Source organism: Clostridium sp. (genome assembly GCF_026168755.1).
Lineage (GTDB): Bacteria > Bacillota > Clostridia > Clostridiales > Clostridiaceae > Clostridium.
The window spans coordinates 33204-49333 of sequence record NZ_JAPFDR010000014.1 but is presented as its reverse complement, the minus strand read 5'-3'; the positions used below and the strand labels follow the sequence as shown (position 1 = coordinate 49333).

At 27.7% G+C, this 16130-nt stretch carries 23 protein-coding genes; all 23 read right to left on the bottom strand.

Going from position 1 to position 16130, the window contains the following annotated elements; all coding sequences use genetic code 11:
• Positions 1-124: 124 nt before the first annotated feature.
• Positions 125-328 carry a BhlA/UviB family holin-like peptide gene (locus tag Q0Y03_RS07495; protein WP_297713218.1) on the bottom strand — a complete coding sequence of 68 codons (204 nt, stop codon included), beginning with the start codon at positions 326-328 and terminating at the stop codon, positions 125-127.
• Between the two features lie 53 nt (positions 329-381).
• A complete protein-coding gene (locus Q0Y03_RS07490) occupies positions 382-1185 on the bottom strand; it encodes an Ig-like domain-containing protein (protein WP_297713217.1) in 804 nt (267 codons plus the stop codon).
• Between the two features lie 8 nt (positions 1186-1193).
• The gene (locus Q0Y03_RS07485) at positions 1194-1559 is read right to left on the bottom strand and encodes a hypothetical protein (RefSeq protein WP_297713216.1); all 366 of its coding nucleotides are present in this window, start codon (positions 1557-1559) and stop codon (positions 1194-1196) included.
• 180 nt (positions 1560-1739) lie between these two features.
• On the bottom strand, positions 1740-2516 hold the full coding sequence (locus Q0Y03_RS07480) for an FxLYD domain-containing protein (RefSeq protein ID WP_297713215.1): 777 nt from the start codon (positions 2514-2516) through the stop codon (positions 1740-1742).
• Between the two features lie 557 nt (positions 2517-3073).
• Positions 3074-4375, bottom strand: a complete 1302-nt coding sequence (locus Q0Y03_RS07475; RefSeq protein ID WP_297713214.1) for a phage portal protein — start codon at positions 4373-4375, stop codon at positions 3074-3076.
• Positions 4376-4386: 11 nt separating this feature from the next.
• The gene (locus Q0Y03_RS07470; RefSeq protein WP_297713213.1) at positions 4387-4614 is read right to left on the bottom strand and encodes a hypothetical protein; all 228 of its coding nucleotides are present in this window, start codon (positions 4612-4614) and stop codon (positions 4387-4389) included.
• A 103-nt stretch (positions 4615-4717) separates the two neighbouring features.
• Positions 4718-6283: a terminase family protein gene (locus Q0Y03_RS07465; protein ID WP_297713212.1), complete on the bottom strand. Its 1566-nt coding sequence runs from the start codon at positions 6281-6283 to the stop codon at positions 4718-4720.
• A 1-nt stretch (position 6284) separates the two neighbouring features.
• Positions 6285-6683, bottom strand: a complete 399-nt coding sequence (locus Q0Y03_RS07460; RefSeq protein WP_297713211.1) for a hypothetical protein — start codon at positions 6681-6683, stop codon at positions 6285-6287.
• 4 nt (positions 6684-6687) lie between these two features.
• Complete coding sequence (locus Q0Y03_RS07455) at positions 6688-7017, bottom strand: DUF3102 domain-containing protein (RefSeq protein WP_297713232.1); 330 nt, start codon at positions 7015-7017, stop codon at positions 6688-6690.
• A gap of 202 nt (positions 7018-7219) precedes the next feature.
• Entirely contained in the window at positions 7220-8107 is an 888-nt protein-coding gene (locus tag Q0Y03_RS07450; RefSeq protein WP_297713210.1) for a hypothetical protein, read from the bottom strand.
• Positions 8107-8268 (bottom strand): hypothetical protein, encoded by a 162-nt coding sequence (locus Q0Y03_RS07445; protein WP_297713209.1) that lies wholly within the window; start codon positions 8266-8268, stop codon positions 8107-8109. The genes Q0Y03_RS07450 and Q0Y03_RS07445 overlap by 1 nt, the downstream gene beginning before the upstream one ends.
• Before the next feature lie 79 nt (positions 8269-8347).
• Positions 8348-8524 (bottom strand): DUF5659 domain-containing protein, encoded by a 177-nt coding sequence (locus tag Q0Y03_RS07440; protein WP_297713208.1) that lies wholly within the window; start codon positions 8522-8524, stop codon positions 8348-8350.
• A 1-nt stretch (position 8525) separates the two neighbouring features.
• Positions 8526-8747, bottom strand: a complete 222-nt coding sequence (locus Q0Y03_RS07435) for a hypothetical protein (RefSeq protein WP_297713207.1) — start codon at positions 8745-8747, stop codon at positions 8526-8528.
• A gap of 13 nt (positions 8748-8760) precedes the next feature.
• Positions 8761-9618: a hypothetical protein gene (locus Q0Y03_RS07430; RefSeq protein ID WP_297713206.1), complete on the bottom strand. Its 858-nt coding sequence runs from the start codon at positions 9616-9618 to the stop codon at positions 8761-8763.
• Positions 9619-9846: 228 nt separating this feature from the next.
• Positions 9847-10095: a helix-turn-helix transcriptional regulator gene (locus tag Q0Y03_RS07425; RefSeq protein ID WP_297713205.1), complete on the bottom strand. Its 249-nt coding sequence runs from the start codon at positions 10093-10095 to the stop codon at positions 9847-9849.
• A 75-nt stretch (positions 10096-10170) separates the two neighbouring features.
• Positions 10171-11007 carry a hypothetical protein gene (locus Q0Y03_RS07420; protein WP_297713204.1) on the bottom strand — a complete coding sequence of 279 codons (837 nt, stop codon included), beginning with the start codon at positions 11005-11007 and terminating at the stop codon, positions 10171-10173.
• Between the two features lie 88 nt (positions 11008-11095).
• Complete coding sequence (locus Q0Y03_RS07415; protein WP_297713203.1) at positions 11096-11575, bottom strand: hypothetical protein; 480 nt, start codon at positions 11573-11575, stop codon at positions 11096-11098.
• A gap of 58 nt (positions 11576-11633) precedes the next feature.
• Positions 11634-12377 (bottom strand): type II toxin-antitoxin system HicA family toxin, encoded by a 744-nt coding sequence (locus Q0Y03_RS07410; protein WP_297713202.1) that lies wholly within the window; start codon positions 12375-12377, stop codon positions 11634-11636.
• A 202-nt stretch (positions 12378-12579) separates the two neighbouring features.
• Entirely contained in the window at positions 12580-12765 is a 186-nt protein-coding gene (locus tag Q0Y03_RS07405) for a hypothetical protein (protein ID WP_297713201.1), read from the bottom strand.
• A 1704-nt stretch (positions 12766-14469) separates the two neighbouring features.
• Complete coding sequence (locus Q0Y03_RS07400; RefSeq protein WP_297713200.1) at positions 14470-14664, bottom strand: hypothetical protein; 195 nt, start codon at positions 14662-14664, stop codon at positions 14470-14472.
• Between the two features lie 22 nt (positions 14665-14686).
• Entirely contained in the window at positions 14687-14848 is a 162-nt protein-coding gene (locus Q0Y03_RS07395) for a hypothetical protein (protein WP_297713199.1), read from the bottom strand.
• A 21-nt stretch (positions 14849-14869) separates the two neighbouring features.
• Positions 14870-15070, bottom strand: a complete 201-nt coding sequence (locus Q0Y03_RS07390) for a hypothetical protein (protein ID WP_297713198.1) — start codon at positions 15068-15070, stop codon at positions 14870-14872.
• An 8-nt stretch (positions 15071-15078) separates the two neighbouring features.
• A complete protein-coding gene (locus tag Q0Y03_RS07385) occupies positions 15079-16086 on the bottom strand; it encodes a tyrosine-type recombinase/integrase (RefSeq protein WP_297713197.1) in 1008 nt (335 codons plus the stop codon).
• Positions 16087-16130: the final 44 nt, after the last annotated feature.

The window sequence follows — 16130 nt, the reverse complement described above, 5'->3', positions numbered from 1 at the left end:
GATAGTAAATATCACAAATTTATATTAACTTTTTAACTCAACATATTCCTATTTAATTGGTTTAATTAATACCTCAATAATTGGTATAATAATATGTTATATTAAATAGTAACATTTGTAAATACTAAATTCCAATTTTATCTTTAATTTCTTCAACATCTTCTTTAATATCTTCTACAATAGATATTTTATCTGTTAATTTATCTATTGTATTTATGTATTTTTCTTCTCTTTGTTTACTATCTTTCCTAGTATCAAAAAATAGCCACACAAATAATACTGCAAATATTCCCTGACTAATAACCATCTTTATAATCTCTGTTTCCATATAAATTACCTCCTTTTCTATTTCTCACTCCCTCTCACTCTACTTTCAAATAATTAATATCTTGTAGTCATAAAATCAAATGTACCTACTTCTTCACCATTAACAATAGCATTTAAAGTACCTAATTCATTACTTTTTAAAGCCTTAATTGTACATGAATAGTTATCTGTAAATATTATTTCTGCTATATTACCTTCGATAGTATATTCATCCAATTCAAACTCTATCGTACCTACCTCTGGAGTTATTGTATATACTTGTGTGGTATTTAACTTAATAGTATCTGCACCAGCTATAGTATAGGTTACATTCTGTAACATGTTTACAGTAACATTAATTACACAACTAACCCCATTCCAACTGCATATAATTTTACAACTACCTTCTTTTAGTGCATTAATAGTTCCATCTTCTGATACTGTCGCAACTGTTTCATTATTTGAACTATACTTAATGCCTTCTGGACTTTCTACTATTATATAATCTTCTTTACAAGTAGTATTTATTTTATACGTGCTTCCCACATCCATAGAATAACTGTTTATAGCTTCTATAGAGTAATTCTTTGCCACATTATAATATTTAGTGTAATAAGTAAAATAAGGCTCTACTGTATCATCTATCGCAGTAACCTTATAAATTTTATTTTTATATGTAATTTCATCGTTTATTTTAAATGACTTATCTACTATAAAAATTAATTCATCTCCTACCATTGAAATTAATTCATTATTAATAACTATATTATTTTTATATTTAACAATAGCTTTATAACTGTTATTATCTACAAATATATTCTGTCCATTTAGTTCTATAGCCTTTTTATACATATTAGCTAATAATTTATTATTGTTCATACTTCCACCTACCTTGTAAAGAAAATAGGATTAATATTGCCATTATATTCTTGTTTAGCTTCTTCAAGCTCTATAACTTTAGCTTTTAAATTATAAATTCTTTGAGATAAATACTTACTAGCTTGATCTATAGTTAATATATCTTTACTATCAATTTTACGCATTATATCAACATCATTGGCTAATGTTTCCAGAATTGCAATTACTGTATTTAATAACTTTATTTCATCATTAGACTTTGAATATTCTTCATCATCTATAAGTCCATTTTCTTCTAAAAACACTTTATATTCATCGTCAGAATAATATTCTTTATTCCCTAATTCAAGTTTTAATCTTTCCAGATTTGTTTTTGGATAATTTTTAAATTCCATTGTATCAACTCCTTATTTTTTAATTATTTTGCAAATACTTGAAAATTAATTTAATTATTTTTAAATGAATGTTTTGCATTTCTTTGCATTGATTTGAATTAATTTGCATTTCTTTAAAAAGATTTACATAATAAAAAGGATACAAATTAATTTTGTACCCTTAACTTAAAACATTATTTATTAATCATAGCTTACATCTGTTACTTCAACGCTATACTTTTCTACACTACTTGATAAATTTCTTACTGATATTGTAAAATCCATTGTTCCACCTGATTTTAGCTTATCAGAAGTATTTGTCCACTCTGTATCAACTTGGTTACCTTCACTATCATAAAAGAAAACATCTACTCTTATATATCGGGTAGTTTTATTAGTATTATTCTTTACTGTAACATTCACCCTAGTTTCATTATTATATGTTGCAATACTTTTATCTATTATTTCTATATTGGGCTTTGTTGTATCTTGTACAGTTTCTTTGGATGCCACGTAATCCTCATCATCATAACCACTCTTACTATGTATAACCTTAGGATCTTCATTATCATTTTGCCTTTCCTTGACAGTTACTTCTACGAATGGATTATTAATATATTTAGAAGAATACTCAACAATCTTACTATACAAAATACTTGGAAGACCATTAGCTCCATCTGAAACCTCACCTTTATCATAGAATATATTTATCTCTACTGAATTTTCTTCATCTGCACTAGGCTTATCAAATACAACACTATATTCTCCACCATATTTTGATTGATACTCTTTCAACATATCTACTAGTTCTTTTTTAATTTTCTTGTTTTTTGCATCACCTTGACTCCATACTACTACATTCATATCCTTGTATCTTATTTCTTTAAATAATTCATTTGCCATTACTGATATAAACCCAATTAAACATATAACTCCTATTAAAAGACATATCTTTGCAGTTTTTTTATTATCACTCATATCTACACCCCCAAATATTATTATTCTATATTTTTTACATTTTTCCTTTTTTATTCCTTATTCATCCTAAAATATTCCTAAAATTATCTGTGGGTGGTTAAAGGTATAGTTAGTGGCTCCATTTTAATATAGGGGTAACGCAAATTATTTCCCAACTCTTTACCCTATATTATTATATAAAATGCATTAAATAAAAACTGCGTCTTTTCGTTAATAAACGCAGTTTTTTATAAGAACGGCTTATTTACTAGGTTTATGCACATTTAATAAAACACACTTATTATATTTTAGGATTGAATACGCAGTTTTTAAGTGTAAAACACGCAGTTTTTATCTGTAACAAATGGCTATTTTACTGGTTTTTAAAAATAACATCCTATAATTACATAATTATAATACGCTAATTTAATTAATTATTTCCCGATATTATTACTTAAAATATAGCCTATTTTTACCTATATAGATCTGCTACTGAATGTATTATACGATAAATTTTTTTACTATTATAATTTATTGTATATATTGTGTGGAAATAGCCACTATCAATCCCGACTACTTTACTCAGATATTACCCCACTATCAACCTCACCTACACCTTTATTCAATCTATTTAATTCTTGGTCTACATCTGTTGTAATAGGCGATTTCTCTATAATACTACGCTTACTAATAGCTCCCATATCAAATTGTTTTCTTATATTATCTAGTAATTCACTCGCATTCTGAGGTCTTGCATAATTGAAAGCTACGTCTATATAATCTTCCTTACCTATCTCATTACCTAACATCTTTCTAAATACTTCAAACCTCTTAGCGAATCCATTTCTCATTATTTTCTCTGATAACATAGCATACACATCAGCTAGTTGATACAATAACTTCAAAGATACTTCACTCACATTAGCTATATTACCATTACCACCTAATATACTTGGCATATAGGCACACATATTAAGATTATTTTGTAATGTATCAAGATAATATTTTATAGTGTTATAATCCATTTCTGCATTGACATATTTCATATCTGATCCATTTTCTAAAGCTACATTAAAGCCTACTGCATCATTACTAACAGTACCCTCTATAGCTTGTCCTAGCGTTAATAACAGTGGATTTAAAGATAATGTATAAATAGAATCCCCCATCTTACTTAATAAGTCTTCTATTTCATCTAATACAGGAATTATATTCTCTAATAAACCTTCTCCAAATCTTTCATCCTCATCACTTATTCCACAATAATGAATTGGCAAACCACTTATATTCTTATATGTAGCTATTAAGTGAGTATCACTTCCTTCATTACTCCATTCTTCAACTCTATCCTTATAATACACATTCCAATAACTTATATTATCTATGTTATTCCAATGTTCTATAAACGCTATATATTCTCCTGCATCATCAAATACTGGATAACCGTCCTCAGATGCAATCACCTTTGACTTTATGACTCCATCATCTTTATATATATATTCGTAACTATCTCCAAACTTTATAGCCTTATCTAGTAGCCTGTAGTCCACATCTGAATAATTTCCCTTCCTATATATATCTTCAACAATATTAACCATGTTCTCGCTTCCTACAAGGCTTATAGGATTACCCAATAAATATGTACTATGAAAGTTTAATATAGTTTTTGCATTGTTTAAAATCAGCTTCTTAACTTTAAACTCCTTATCCTTAAACTTCATGTCCTCTCGACCTAATACTCTATGTCTACCAGCTAAATACTCTTTTAATCCAAATATTTTACTTATTCTGTGCATATTTATCGTTTTATTAACTTCATGTGTAAACCATAATACATCATTTTTATATACATCTTGAATATATTTATCAATTTTATTCATTCTATCAACTCCTATTTACTTTGTATTTTATATTTTGCGTTATACCTTCTTATTTGAGCCTTTTTGCGTTTTAAAGCCTTCTTTTCAGACTTTGTATGACAAGGTATGGCTTTTATGTCTTTACCCTCTAACTTCAATTCTAGTGCCATTAAATCAATCTTTTCCTCGATAGTTAATTCATTATACCTATTCTTTAACTTTCTTACCTTTGTTCTTAAATTAAAATAATTATCAATCATATAAAACTTCCTTTCTATTATTTTTTAAATTTCAACTTTTTATAAATATTTATAAGTAGTAATTTAATTTATTCTATAATTTAAATTTTTATATAAATCAAAATTATCCCCACTTATAATACTTTCCACTCTTAACTCCAACTAAAGATAAAGCCGTTGCCATAACTAAGTCATCATGATATCCACTCATAGCCCCCATAGATCCATTTTCTTTAATTTCAAATACTTTCATCTCTTCAACTGTATCTGCCGAATTAATTAATATTTGTCCTTTCTCAAACATTTCTCTCAAATCATTAATAATAAGCCCTTTAGTTTTTGCATTAGTATCAAATCCTATTTGCCACTGAACTCTATTAAACTGGTCATAGGATTTATATTTTGCCATATTCATATATTTGTACTCGTATCTTAAACGCTCAATAACAGAGTGTCCTCCACTAGCTTTTTCTACTACTAAATATGCCTTGTTATAATATCGCCCTAGTTCATTTATAAACTCTGCAAATGTATGAGGCTTTATCTTATTATTCTTAAACATAGCCACTTCTTTACCGTCCTTATCTATGACAACACAAGTAGAATAGTCCTTTCCAATACCTTCGCTACTATCCACACCGATATAATATTTCATGCCTATAATTGGTTTTTCGTACATAAAAAAAGACTTACCATAATATCTGTTTAAAATACTCGGTAAATCTAACTGACCTTTATTTATATATTTTTCTTTTTTAAGTTGCAAAACTCTTAATACATTAGTAATTCTTTGATTATCAAATACACTTGCACCTGAAGTAATAAATGCCATTTCGTCTGTAAGTGGAAATTCTTGATTAAATTGGTCTACAGTAGAGTTTTGGATTTTTAATCTTCTCCAGCATAACATATCCAATGTTACACCTTCATAATCATTCATTAATTTAATTTCTTCATCTGTTAAATCATCCATAGAAAAATCCTTGCCATTTATATTCTTCCATATCCTTTTATATTTCTTATATTCATCTTCAAACATACAAGAAGTATCTATATAATTATAGAAGAAACTTTTATATGCGTTTTCATTTTTCTTAGATTTTTGATATAAGTTATGAAAGAAATTTAATCCATTTGCAGTAGTTTCTATTATTAGGTGTCCATCAGCTCTTAACGTTTGTTCTAGTGCCAGTAATTGTTTTGTTGCAATTTCACTATCAACAAACGCAAATTCTGAAAGATGTATTAATTTTGCAGTATTTCCACGACCCTTATCCGTTCTTCCTAATGTACTACAACTAATTATACTACCATTTGCAAGTTGTAATTCTGCCCTGTTATTCCTTAGTAATCGAGGTCTTATTGCCGAAGGTATACTGTTATATATAGCCTTTAATTTATTAAATATTGCCCTTGTACTTTCATCGTTATGACTTAACATCATGCACACACAATTAGGCTCTGTAATTGCATAATAAATAGCTAATGCACATATGCAAACACTCATACCACCTTGCCTAGCTTTCAGTATAATATTATATGAATCCATATTTTCTATAAAATCTTTCTGCATCTTGTTCCAAATAAATGGTACTACTTTACCCTTTTTATCTGTAATTTGCAGAAAGTTCTTTGAGAATAAATAGGGATTATTCCAAACTTTTAAGAATCTTTCTTCTCTTGGTGTCATATTATCCCTCCTCGCTAATATCTAATGTATCTAAAATCTTATCAATTTCTGATTTATTTGAATTAAAGAATGAACTATCACTAAATTTAATTACCCAATTTGCACTATTAACATCACCTTCAAGAGCCTTCTTAACCATTGCCATGTATATTTTGACTAAGTTTATATCCCTCTGAGCCTTAACTACATATGCAATAGCATATTTCACATCATCTCTTTCTAAGTACCTTGTAAGTGCCTCCTCGCGTTCTAGTCCAGTATATGACTTAATTCTTTCATAATCTTCTATATCTGCTCCATCTGTATACCAACGCACAAAATGCCTTAATTTTTTATTATCTAACATATCCTCTATATCTTTATTTAAATCATTTATTGTTCTTTGTTGTTTTTTTGCCATTAAATCACTCCTTCACTTTATTTTTAGCCTCTCTTTCTTGTTTTAATTTTTCCTCATATTCTTTTATCTTACGTTCAGCTTCCTCTTTATCTTTACTATGTATTACTTCTTCCTTTATTTCATCTGGAGCAGAAGCTAGTGAGTAGAGTTTTCTTACTGATATATTATCCAAAATGTTTGGTGAACAGTGTTCACCAAGTTCATTGTATATTCTTATATATCTATTTGCCATATTACGATTGAATCCCACTCTCTCATCGTTTAACCATTGTTCAAATAGTTTATAATTATTTAAACCTTCTCTTGTTTCTTTTAATATTTGTCCAAGTTCTATTACTCCTCTTGCAACTTCTACTTTCTTTTGATAAAACTTTTTATAGTAACCAATTTAGGGATACCCAAATGGTGTCCCTATTTATAGTAAGATACTAAATTTAGGGATACCCAAATGGTGTCCCTGTGGAGGTGTAATAAGAGAAAACCTAGGTGTGATTAAGAGTAAACCAGATCCTAACACGCGCAAAAAAAATATTTTTTTACACGTGTGAACTAACTATACTCTCTAGTTCCATTAACTCATCTTCAGTTATTGTATTGTTGTTTTGTTTTTTAATTAAATAACCTTTTCTTCCATTTATCTTTCTATTATTATTTTTATAATCTTTTTTAGTTATCTTAAATCCTTTATCTTCATAATCAAACTTCTGTTGTTTCATACCTTCTCTTAATTCATCTTTTATAAATTCTTTTCCACTTATTTTTATTAGTGCATATATATTAGCACAATCTGTTAATAACTTCGGATTATCCTCTTTATATTTCTTGCCTAAGTTGTCATAATCAATTAAATTTATTTCTTTTAGAATATCTATGTACTTTTTAATGTTTCCTTCTGATATAAGTGTATGTTTACTTATATTTTCATAACTACAATATGTTGTTTCTGCTTGGCCACCTGTATAACATAATTCAGTCCCTCTTTTATGACATCTAGCTTTTAAATAAAAATAAACTTTAATTATATTATTTACTTCCCTTATATCATCAGATGCATCAGATATTATTTTCAGTTCATCTTCTTCCACTACAAAGAATTCATCATTTACATTTAGATTTTCAGTATTTATTTTCATTATTTTGGAATAGCTTTTTATTTCACCTTCATAATCAATAAAACCTAACTGTTTTAATTGATTTAGTATTTCTTTAATTTGTGGCTGAATCTTTTTAGTTACTTTATATCCAAGTTCTTCTATAAGGAAATCTATACTTGTTATAGCTCGTCCTTTTCTATCTGTCATCAAGTATAAATTATGCATTATTAATAAAGTTTTACTATCTTTAGTAACTTTTAAAATACTTTCTTCTTTATTATCATTTAATTTATAAAATAATTTATTAGATATTTTACTAAAGTGGCTCATTATCTCACCACCCTTAATACATTATTATTTGATAACTTAGTAAGTCCATTATCTTCTAAAACTGCAAGATATTTTATTAACTCACTTACATCCATGTTTAAATCTTTTGCCATTCTTAATAATTCTTTTTTTGTTAGTTTTATTCCGTTCTTTTTATTCATAATTTTTACACTCCTTCTAATTGTTTTATAATAAAAGGGTATCCTGTTTTATCACACCTTCAGGACACCCTATAATTTTCTAATCTACTTTTCTATATTTATCGCAATATTTAGTCCAATACTCTCTAAACTCTGGTGTATCTCTAAATTTAAATACCACCTTATCTGTATTGAATTTATCTTTTTCTATTCCCATTAAATCAAATCCAGCTCTAACTAAACAATTAACTGCCTTTATATTTTTAACTATGTACATACTAATTACCTCCTTCTAATCCTTCTAAAAATTCTTTATGTTTTTTTAATAATTCTTCTCTTTCTTTTCTAGATTCTTCTATATATCTATCTACATCTTCAGATATTTCTCTTATCTCTTTATTTATTCTTTCTTGCCATTCCCTGTAAGTTTCACATCTTTCCACACCTTGAGAATCAACATATTTTATTTTCATTATTTTATTTATTAATCTTTTTAACATTCTAATTCCTCCTTTATTTTAAATAACTTATAACACCCTTGTTCCTATAACATAGGGCAAAATTAAATATATTGTATTTTTCTATTAAGTAATCTTTTGAATAGTTAACATTCTGTATATATCTCTTTTCCAATGTAGACTTTTCAGTAAATTCACAATTTGGTAAAGAAATATACCAAAATATATCTTCAAAAATCTCTGATAACTTGTCCAAATCAATTGCAGTAGTTAACTTTCCATCGCTTCCTACTTTTATTTTTGCATCTAGCTTCAATTTATTTTTTAAGTCCAATATCAGTTTCATATTTTCCTTAATAAAATCTTCTAAAAACTCATAACCTAATATTTTTAAATTCTTTCTTCCTGTTGCAATAAAGTTACTACCTATTCTAAATGGATAATAAAGTCCATCGATGGCACATAATACTGCTAGTTGTTCTTTACTCCATGTAGAAATATCTATATCGTAATAACTTAACATTGTTATAAATGTACTTACACACGCTTTATCTGTATAATTAATTTGACACACATCTAAAGCTAAGTTTAAATTAGCACTATTACTATTAGTTGTATCAGCTCTCTTAATTTTAACTATATGGTTGTCCCAAGTTTTAATATCTCCTTCTAGTGCAATATCTAATCCTATAACATTGTCATTTCCTACACTTTCTACATCTTTAGCTTTATATAACTTTTGTGTAAATCCTTGTGCATTTGCATCAAAGAAGAATTTAACTTGTCTATTAAAGTACCAATTTTGGAATGTATAACACATTAAACTATCAATATCATCACTCATAATAAGTGAGTATTTTCTTTCTGTATCTTCGCACCATTGCGGGAATTTGTCCTTGATTTCTTTTTTCATAATATAGATTAATTAATCTATCTTTTCTCTCTCTAAATTTTCTGATTATATTGTTGTTTAAAATTTTCATATTAAAACCTCTTTCATAATTTAATTTTTGAACATTTTTATAATCATAGTTAACGACCTTTTTAAACAAGTCGTTATGGTACCTCATAATCATTTTTCATCCTCATTCTCTCCTATAAGAGAAAACGAGATAAATTAATTAAAATTCACCTCGCTTTCTTAATTCTTATTTAATTCTAATTCTTTTTTTATATCCTCTAAGGCTTGATCTAATAAACCTTTTTTCTTAGCTTCACCAATTTTATAAATTCCATTTATTAATTTATTGTATTGTTCTTTGGAAATTTGTAATTTGTTATTTTCTACCTGAGAAATATAATTTCTACTTGTACCAATAGCTTTACCTATTTGTGTCTGATTTAATTGATATAGTACACGCAAATATCTTAATCTTTCTAATTTGTCCAATATTTCACCTCCTACTATTACATTTTGCACATTTTAAAAAGGAGGATAGAAAACCCATCCCCCTTATGGTGATGACTAAGCTATAGTCTTTCTTAAAACTACAACTCCTTCTTCATTCACTAATTTTACTGCATAAATTGCGTCAGTATAAATTGCAGTTCTCTTATATTTAGCTTGTCTTTCTACTTCAACATCACAAACTTTTTCTGATTTAAACATCTTAGCTAATGCGTGTTTCTTTATTATGTAAGTTTTACATTCAGATTTACTAGAGTCTAATGTACCTTTATCAGATAATAAAACTGGTACACCTCTAAAATATCCAATCACACCATTTTGAACTACTCCATTACCACCAGTTGTATGAGTTAAATTTGCATTGACGAACTCATCCATTTTATAAAAACTAGCAGATAACATAGAATTAACTACTATACCAGCCATTTCAGATGTATCTTGTTCATCACCAAACATCATAAAGCCTTGATTTAACTCATCAGCAGTTATTGAATTTGCATTTGCAACAGCTACTTTTAAAGTAGTCTTATCACACTCTGCTATTAGATCTGCATCTACTTTTCTAGCTATAGATGTTCCTTGTTGCATTGCACCATTTTCCACTTGATTTCCTAAAGCTGTTTTATTTTCTATATCGTATACCACAATACCTGGCGCTACTACTTGTTTAATTGTAGCTTTTGAATCTACTTGAGATAACTCTTGTTCGTTAATTCCTTCCCCTTTTGTTAATTCTGTAGCTTCTCCAATAGCCTTGAACGTTGGGAATGATACTGTTTCTCCAACATCACCACTTAATACCCCTAAGTCATCAGCTAAATGTGTTACCACCATTTTTCCTTTAATCTTTTCTGTTGCGATAGAAGTGTAAACTTCTGGTTTAATAAATGCCATAATAAATTCCTCCTTAATATTTTCAATTTATTTTTTTATATGTAAAAAGCCACATTGCCGTTCTAACAATGTGACCTATATAAGCTAACTATTTACTTAAAGCGTCATATAACGCCCTATTATTTTCAAATAAATTCATTCTCTCCATATAACTCATTTTTGAAAATTGTTCTTTTGTAACTCCTACATTGGATTCATGACCTCTAGGCTTGTACTCTTGCACTTGCCTACCTACTACTTTGGCAATATCTTCTATGTAAGTTTCTAAATCTTCTACCCCTTGCACATTTAAATATTTTGCAAGTTGTTCATCTAGCCCCTTATCCTTTAATTTGCCTTGTACTGTAGCCATATACTCTTTTTCTGCAATAGCCTTTTCTCTTTTCTCTAATGCCTTAATTCTTTCATCAAATGCCTTTTCTTCCTCTGTCATTTGTCGAGGTAATTTACTTTCTAAGTCCTTAATTTTCTTAGAGTATTCAGTTCTTAACTTATCTGTTTCAGATTGAATAATCTTATTTACTACTTGTAATTGTTCCTCAGATAAATTTAATTCTTTTAATTCCATATTTTCCTCCTTCTAGTTGCAATAATTAATCCCTATAATTAGTTACTAATTAATACCCCTATTCAAATATTTCTTTTTGTATTTTTATCGATAAACCTTTGCCTAAATCTTTACTATGAAATTGCATAGGTATCTTTTTACCATCTTTATTTTCAAAATTTCTATGTCTTCCACTTTTAACTTCTGAGAAGTCATTTTCTTTTAACATTTTCAGAATGTCTTTTCTCTTCATGTACTTATAACGAATCTTTTCTCTAGTTTCATTTAATTGTTTTATTTTTTCTTCTTCTGAAATATTAGAGTATAAAATATTTAATAAATGTTCTCTTAAATCTTCTACAATAATAAAAGTTTTACTTACATCAGATAAAATATCATCTATTACTTTCCTCATCGCATTATTTATATTTAACATTTTATTTTCTAATATTTCTCTCTCAAACTGATTTATCTTAATTAAAAATAGACAATATCCAATATCATTATGTACACTATCTTTGTATGTTCTTATATCCTTTCCAATACCCTTAACACCGTTTTCTACCTCTGATCTTAATAATTCAATTTCATTAAATACCCATTGTGAACTTTTAACTGTATTTACATTATGCTCACAGTCATTATCACTTTCTATGATGTCAATTAATTGATATAATGCTACAATACATTTATTGAATCTTTCGTCTTTAGATTCTATTAAGTCAAGCACTCTAACGTAAAACTCCTCAGAACAATATTGTTCTAATTTTTCTAGTTCCTTCTTCCAGTCTTTTCTAGGTTTGTTTAAATGATTTCTTTCCATTGTTAATACATCTCCTTCTTAATTCTAATTTTTTATATAATAAAAGACACTATTTCTAGTGCCTTGAATTATCATATCGACTATATGGCGTTAAATGCCATTGTAAGCGTTTCTAATTGTAAATGTATAAGTTATTGCCTACTATCTTAAAAACGATTGTAGGCTATAATATGACGTTTCTTATCGACTACAAACATCTATATTATAGATAGTTTTCATTAATATAATTTATTAATTTATCTGCTACAGTTTTAGTTAGATTTCTTTTATAACTAACAAATAAACTAATAGTTGTTCGTGAAATATCAATAGAACGACCTAGATGTGCATAAGATACACCTTTAGATTTTAATTCTATTAGCTTATTTCTTAATTCTTCCTCCCTCATAATTTCTCCCTCCAATAATTTAATGTAACGAATTGTTACTAAAAAAATATATACTGATACATTACTATACCATATTAGTATATGTTAACTTTTAAATTTGTTTTCAATTTACACCCTCTGAAGTGGCTATTTTACTAGGTTTATATTATTATTACATTTAATTCATCTTTATTCCATTTCTATTTTTTCTCTTTAATTCATTTTCTTTGCCACTCAAGTTGTTTATTTCTTCTACCATTTAAAGGAGAGCATATTGGTTTATAAAACGGCTACAAATGGCTTAAACACTAGGTTTACAACATCAATAAAATTATCTTACTTTAAATTTTTCTGTAAAACTTTTTCTTCTCCCATAAGGCTTTTAGCAGATTGTATTTTATACCCCTTGAAAATGGCTCTATGACTAACTTTGCATACTTTTATAAATTAATCATTCTTAAAATTTTCTGCAAAATTACTCTTATCATTATATAGAATAAGGACAACCTCGCAAACCGTTGATATTACTTATCTAAGGATGTGTTTAAAAATAAAAGTTGGAATTTTTAAGTTATTTTTGACGAGAATTTCTCTTCATATAGACAAAAGTTAAAAAATACCCTCTAACCATTGCAATTACTGTATTTGAAGTATGTCTACTTTTTGATTTTCAATTTTAAAATGCCTATAAACGGCTTGGTTGTGCGATTCTAGGTATATTGACAAATCAAACACTTTTTCTTAATTTTTTCATATTTTCTCTAGTTTTTATTTTTTATATTCTTGTTCTTTCTCATATACAGATTTCTTAGAATCTCTCGAAACCGTTGATATAACTAGCCTAGAGGGTGTTTTTATGTTTTAATTATTAAAGACCTATAGGCTATAAACGGCTTGGTTGAGCCATTTTCAACCAATAACCTAACTATCCTTATTTTTGAGTTTCCATTCTTTTATTTACTATACTTTTCTTGTCAATTTATTTTGTTAATTTATATTGACAAGCTTATATATTACTAATTATTACTTCCTATTACTTTGAATATTCATCTTTTTATTACTTATTGCCAAAATCACCCCACACTATCACTTACTTTAGATCCTATAGTTATAAGTCTAGCATATAGTAAGTGACTTACTATGTTGACATATAAGTAGACATATAACTATTTATTAATTATTTTTAAGTAAATACTTGCAATCAAGTAGCGAAGCGTTATAATCGACTGGCACGTGGACACGTTGTGAATGAATATAGTTTGCCCTAAGATTTTACTCTCAAGGCTCTATAATCGACTGTATACGAATTGTATCGCTCGTTTAATACTCTACTTGTAATTAAGCCTACAATGTGCCAACTGTTACCCAACACAAGGATATTAGCTTAATTCCCCCACTCTCGTGGCAGTTCCCTCACCATCTAATTTATTTAACGGTCAGAATGTACCCGTTTAAGGAGTATATCTTATAAGTAGAGTAATTAGATATAACCCAAACGACTTTCTGCATCAGCTCGTCCACACTTACCATTATCTTTATAGTTACATGGTGCATAATAACTAACCTACACCTAAAAAAAAGGGTGCAAGAAATACACCTCTTGCAACCCATGATTTTTTGAATTATAATATAATTAACGCTTTTCTCTTGTTTTGGTTGCAAGAGATATATTAAACAATATTAAATTGTTAGAATAGGGAGTAATTGCCGTTACTCTCTATTTTGTTACATATGACTCACTACTACTGATTTATCGTTTAAATAAACAATTAACTCATCTTCTATCCAATCATACACTGCACCAATAGCCTTGTCCACTAACTCTCTAACATAATCCTCGTAAACTACCCCATTATTTACAATAAAACATCCACTAAAACTCCCATCTAAAAATTCTTGCATAACATTATATTTTCTCATTCTTAAATCCCACCCTTTATAATTATTTAACTCCTAATTTTCCATTTTCATCAACATACCAAATTTCTTTATTTACTTCCTTATAAAACTCTTCTAACTCCTTATACCCTTGTATTAATCGTTCTTCATATGTTTTGAATTCTTCCTCTATTTTCATTTTTGGAAATTTTATCACTTTACCCATTTTCTCATCCCCTACATTTAATTAATCTAATTTATTTAACTTTTCTCTCAAATGGTTAACCCCAAGTAAACAAGTTTCTTCATAAAAATCTACCATTTCTTTTAATACTTCTTTAGATAACTCAGCTCTTTCTATTTCTTTTAAAATCCCAGAATAAACAATTGAACCTAATATATATTTAGCTTCTGCACTTAATTTAGTTTTACAATTTACACCATACATTTTGTTTACTACCTCCTACGCATATTTTCTAATGGTGAATATTTCATATAGCTTTTTCTAATATCCTCTGTTGTAATATCCATGTAGGCTTGTTGCGTTATCCTAACATCAGAATGACCTAAAATTCTTGATACCATGTAAATATCCATACCATTTAATAAACATCTTCTTGCAAAATTATTTCTTAATCCATGTGGAGTTATATTTTTTTCTATTTTTGCCCTTTTCACATATTTCTTAAATAACTTTTCAAAATTAGAGTTAATTATTTCATTATTTCTATTAGATACAAACAATAATTCATTTTCTACATATCTATCTTTATAATTGATCCACCTCTGTAGAATCTTCTTCATTGTGTCAGAAAAGAATACATATCTATCCCTTCTACCTTTTGCAATTTCTCCATCTATAAAAATTGTTTTATTTTTTAAATCTATATCACTAACCTTTAAAGCTAATGTTTCACCCAATCTCATACCAGTATCTGCCAGTAGCTGAATAATCACATAATCCCTATATTCAGAAAACAAAGTTAAATCTAAAACTTTAATTATCTTATTAAACTCTTCAGATGTGATTTCTTCCTTTTTATTTCTCTTGCATTTAATATTTTTAATTCTCTTGCATGGATTTTCTTGCAACAAATTATTATCAATACAATAATTAAAAAATGTTTTTATATTTCTTAAATAAGAATTAACTGTACCCATAGAAACCTTTTTTCCAAAATCTTGTCTCAAATCTGGTCTATTTATACTTACCGTCTTTTCATCTGCCACATAAGAATATTTACCTTTTTCCTTAGAGAAATCTATATAACTTTTAATGTGTTCTTCTTCGATATCCTCTAAATAAATAACGTTAAATTCTTCGGCTAAATATTTAAATAATAATTTTAAAGTCTGTTCGTACGATTTTAAAGTTTGTCTCCTCAAATCTTTCAAACTACAATAATACATATAATCTTCTAAAACTATTTCCAATAACTGTTTTTCTTTTCTTATTCTTGCCATTAAAAAAAGACACCTCCCATCATCAATCAAATAGGAGATGTCTC

Bases quoted from the DNA above. Each gene is read 5' to 3' on its own strand.
- Q0Y03_RS07410 (WP_297713202.1), bottom strand. From the start codon at position 12,377: ATGGAAAGAAATCATTTAAACAAACCTAGAAAAGACTGGAAGAAGGAA.
- Q0Y03_RS07490 (WP_297713217.1), bottom strand. From the start codon at position 1,185: ATGAACAATAATAAATTATTAGCTAATATGTATAAAAAGGCTATAGAA.
- Q0Y03_RS07495 (WP_297713218.1), bottom strand. From the start codon at position 328: ATGGAAACAGAGATTATAAAGATGGTTATTAGTCAGGGAATATTTGCA.
- Q0Y03_RS07485 (WP_297713216.1), bottom strand. From the start codon at position 1,559: ATGGAATTTAAAAATTATCCAAAAACAAATCTGGAAAGATTAAAACTT.
- Q0Y03_RS07405 (WP_297713201.1), bottom strand. From the start codon at position 12,765: ATGAGGGAGGAAGAATTAAGAAATAAGCTAATAGAATTAAAATCTAAA.
- Q0Y03_RS07480 (WP_297713215.1), bottom strand. From the start codon at position 2,516: ATGAGTGATAATAAAAAAACTGCAAAGATATGTCTTTTAATAGGAGTT.
- Q0Y03_RS07470 (WP_297713213.1), bottom strand. From the start codon at position 4,614: ATGATTGATAATTATTTTAATTTAAGAACAAAGGTAAGAAAGTTAAAG.
- Q0Y03_RS07445 (WP_297713209.1), bottom strand. From the start codon at position 8,268: ATGAATAAAAAGAACGGAATAAAACTAACAAAAAAAGAATTATTAAGA.
- Q0Y03_RS07385 (WP_297713197.1), bottom strand. From the start codon at position 16,086: ATGGCAAGAATAAGAAAAGAAAAACAGTTATTGGAAATAGTTTTAGAA.
- Q0Y03_RS07390 (WP_297713198.1), bottom strand. From the start codon at position 15,070: ATGTATGGTGTAAATTGTAAAACTAAATTAAGTGCAGAAGCTAAATAT.
- Q0Y03_RS07450 (WP_297713210.1), bottom strand. From the start codon at position 8,107: ATGAGCCACTTTAGTAAAATATCTAATAAATTATTTTATAAATTAAAT.
- Q0Y03_RS07435 (WP_297713207.1), bottom strand. From the start codon at position 8,747: ATGTTAAAAAGATTAATAAATAAAATAATGAAAATAAAATATGTTGAT.
- Q0Y03_RS07430 (WP_297713206.1), bottom strand. From the start codon at position 9,618: ATGAAAAAAGAAATCAAGGACAAATTCCCGCAATGGTGCGAAGATACA.
- Q0Y03_RS07460 (WP_297713211.1), bottom strand. From the start codon at position 6,683: ATGGCAAAAAAACAACAAAGAACAATAAATGATTTAAATAAAGATATA.
- Q0Y03_RS07475 (WP_297713214.1), bottom strand. From the start codon at position 4,375: ATGAATAAAATTGATAAATATATTCAAGATGTATATAAAAATGATGTA.
- Q0Y03_RS07420 (WP_297713204.1), bottom strand. From the start codon at position 11,007: ATGGCATTTATTAAACCAGAAGTTTACACTTCTATCGCAACAGAAAAG.
- Q0Y03_RS07465 (WP_297713212.1), bottom strand. From the start codon at position 6,283: ATGACACCAAGAGAAGAAAGATTCTTAAAAGTTTGGAATAATCCCTAT.
- Q0Y03_RS07395 (WP_297713199.1), bottom strand. From the start codon at position 14,848: ATGGGTAAAGTGATAAAATTTCCAAAAATGAAAATAGAGGAAGAATTC.
- Q0Y03_RS07400 (WP_297713200.1), bottom strand. From the start codon at position 14,664: ATGAGAAAATATAATGTTATGCAAGAATTTTTAGATGGGAGTTTTAGT.
- Q0Y03_RS07415 (WP_297713203.1), bottom strand. From the start codon at position 11,575: ATGGAATTAAAAGAATTAAATTTATCTGAGGAACAATTACAAGTAGTA.
- Q0Y03_RS07440 (WP_297713208.1), bottom strand. From the start codon at position 8,524: ATGTACATAGTTAAAAATATAAAGGCAGTTAATTGTTTAGTTAGAGCT.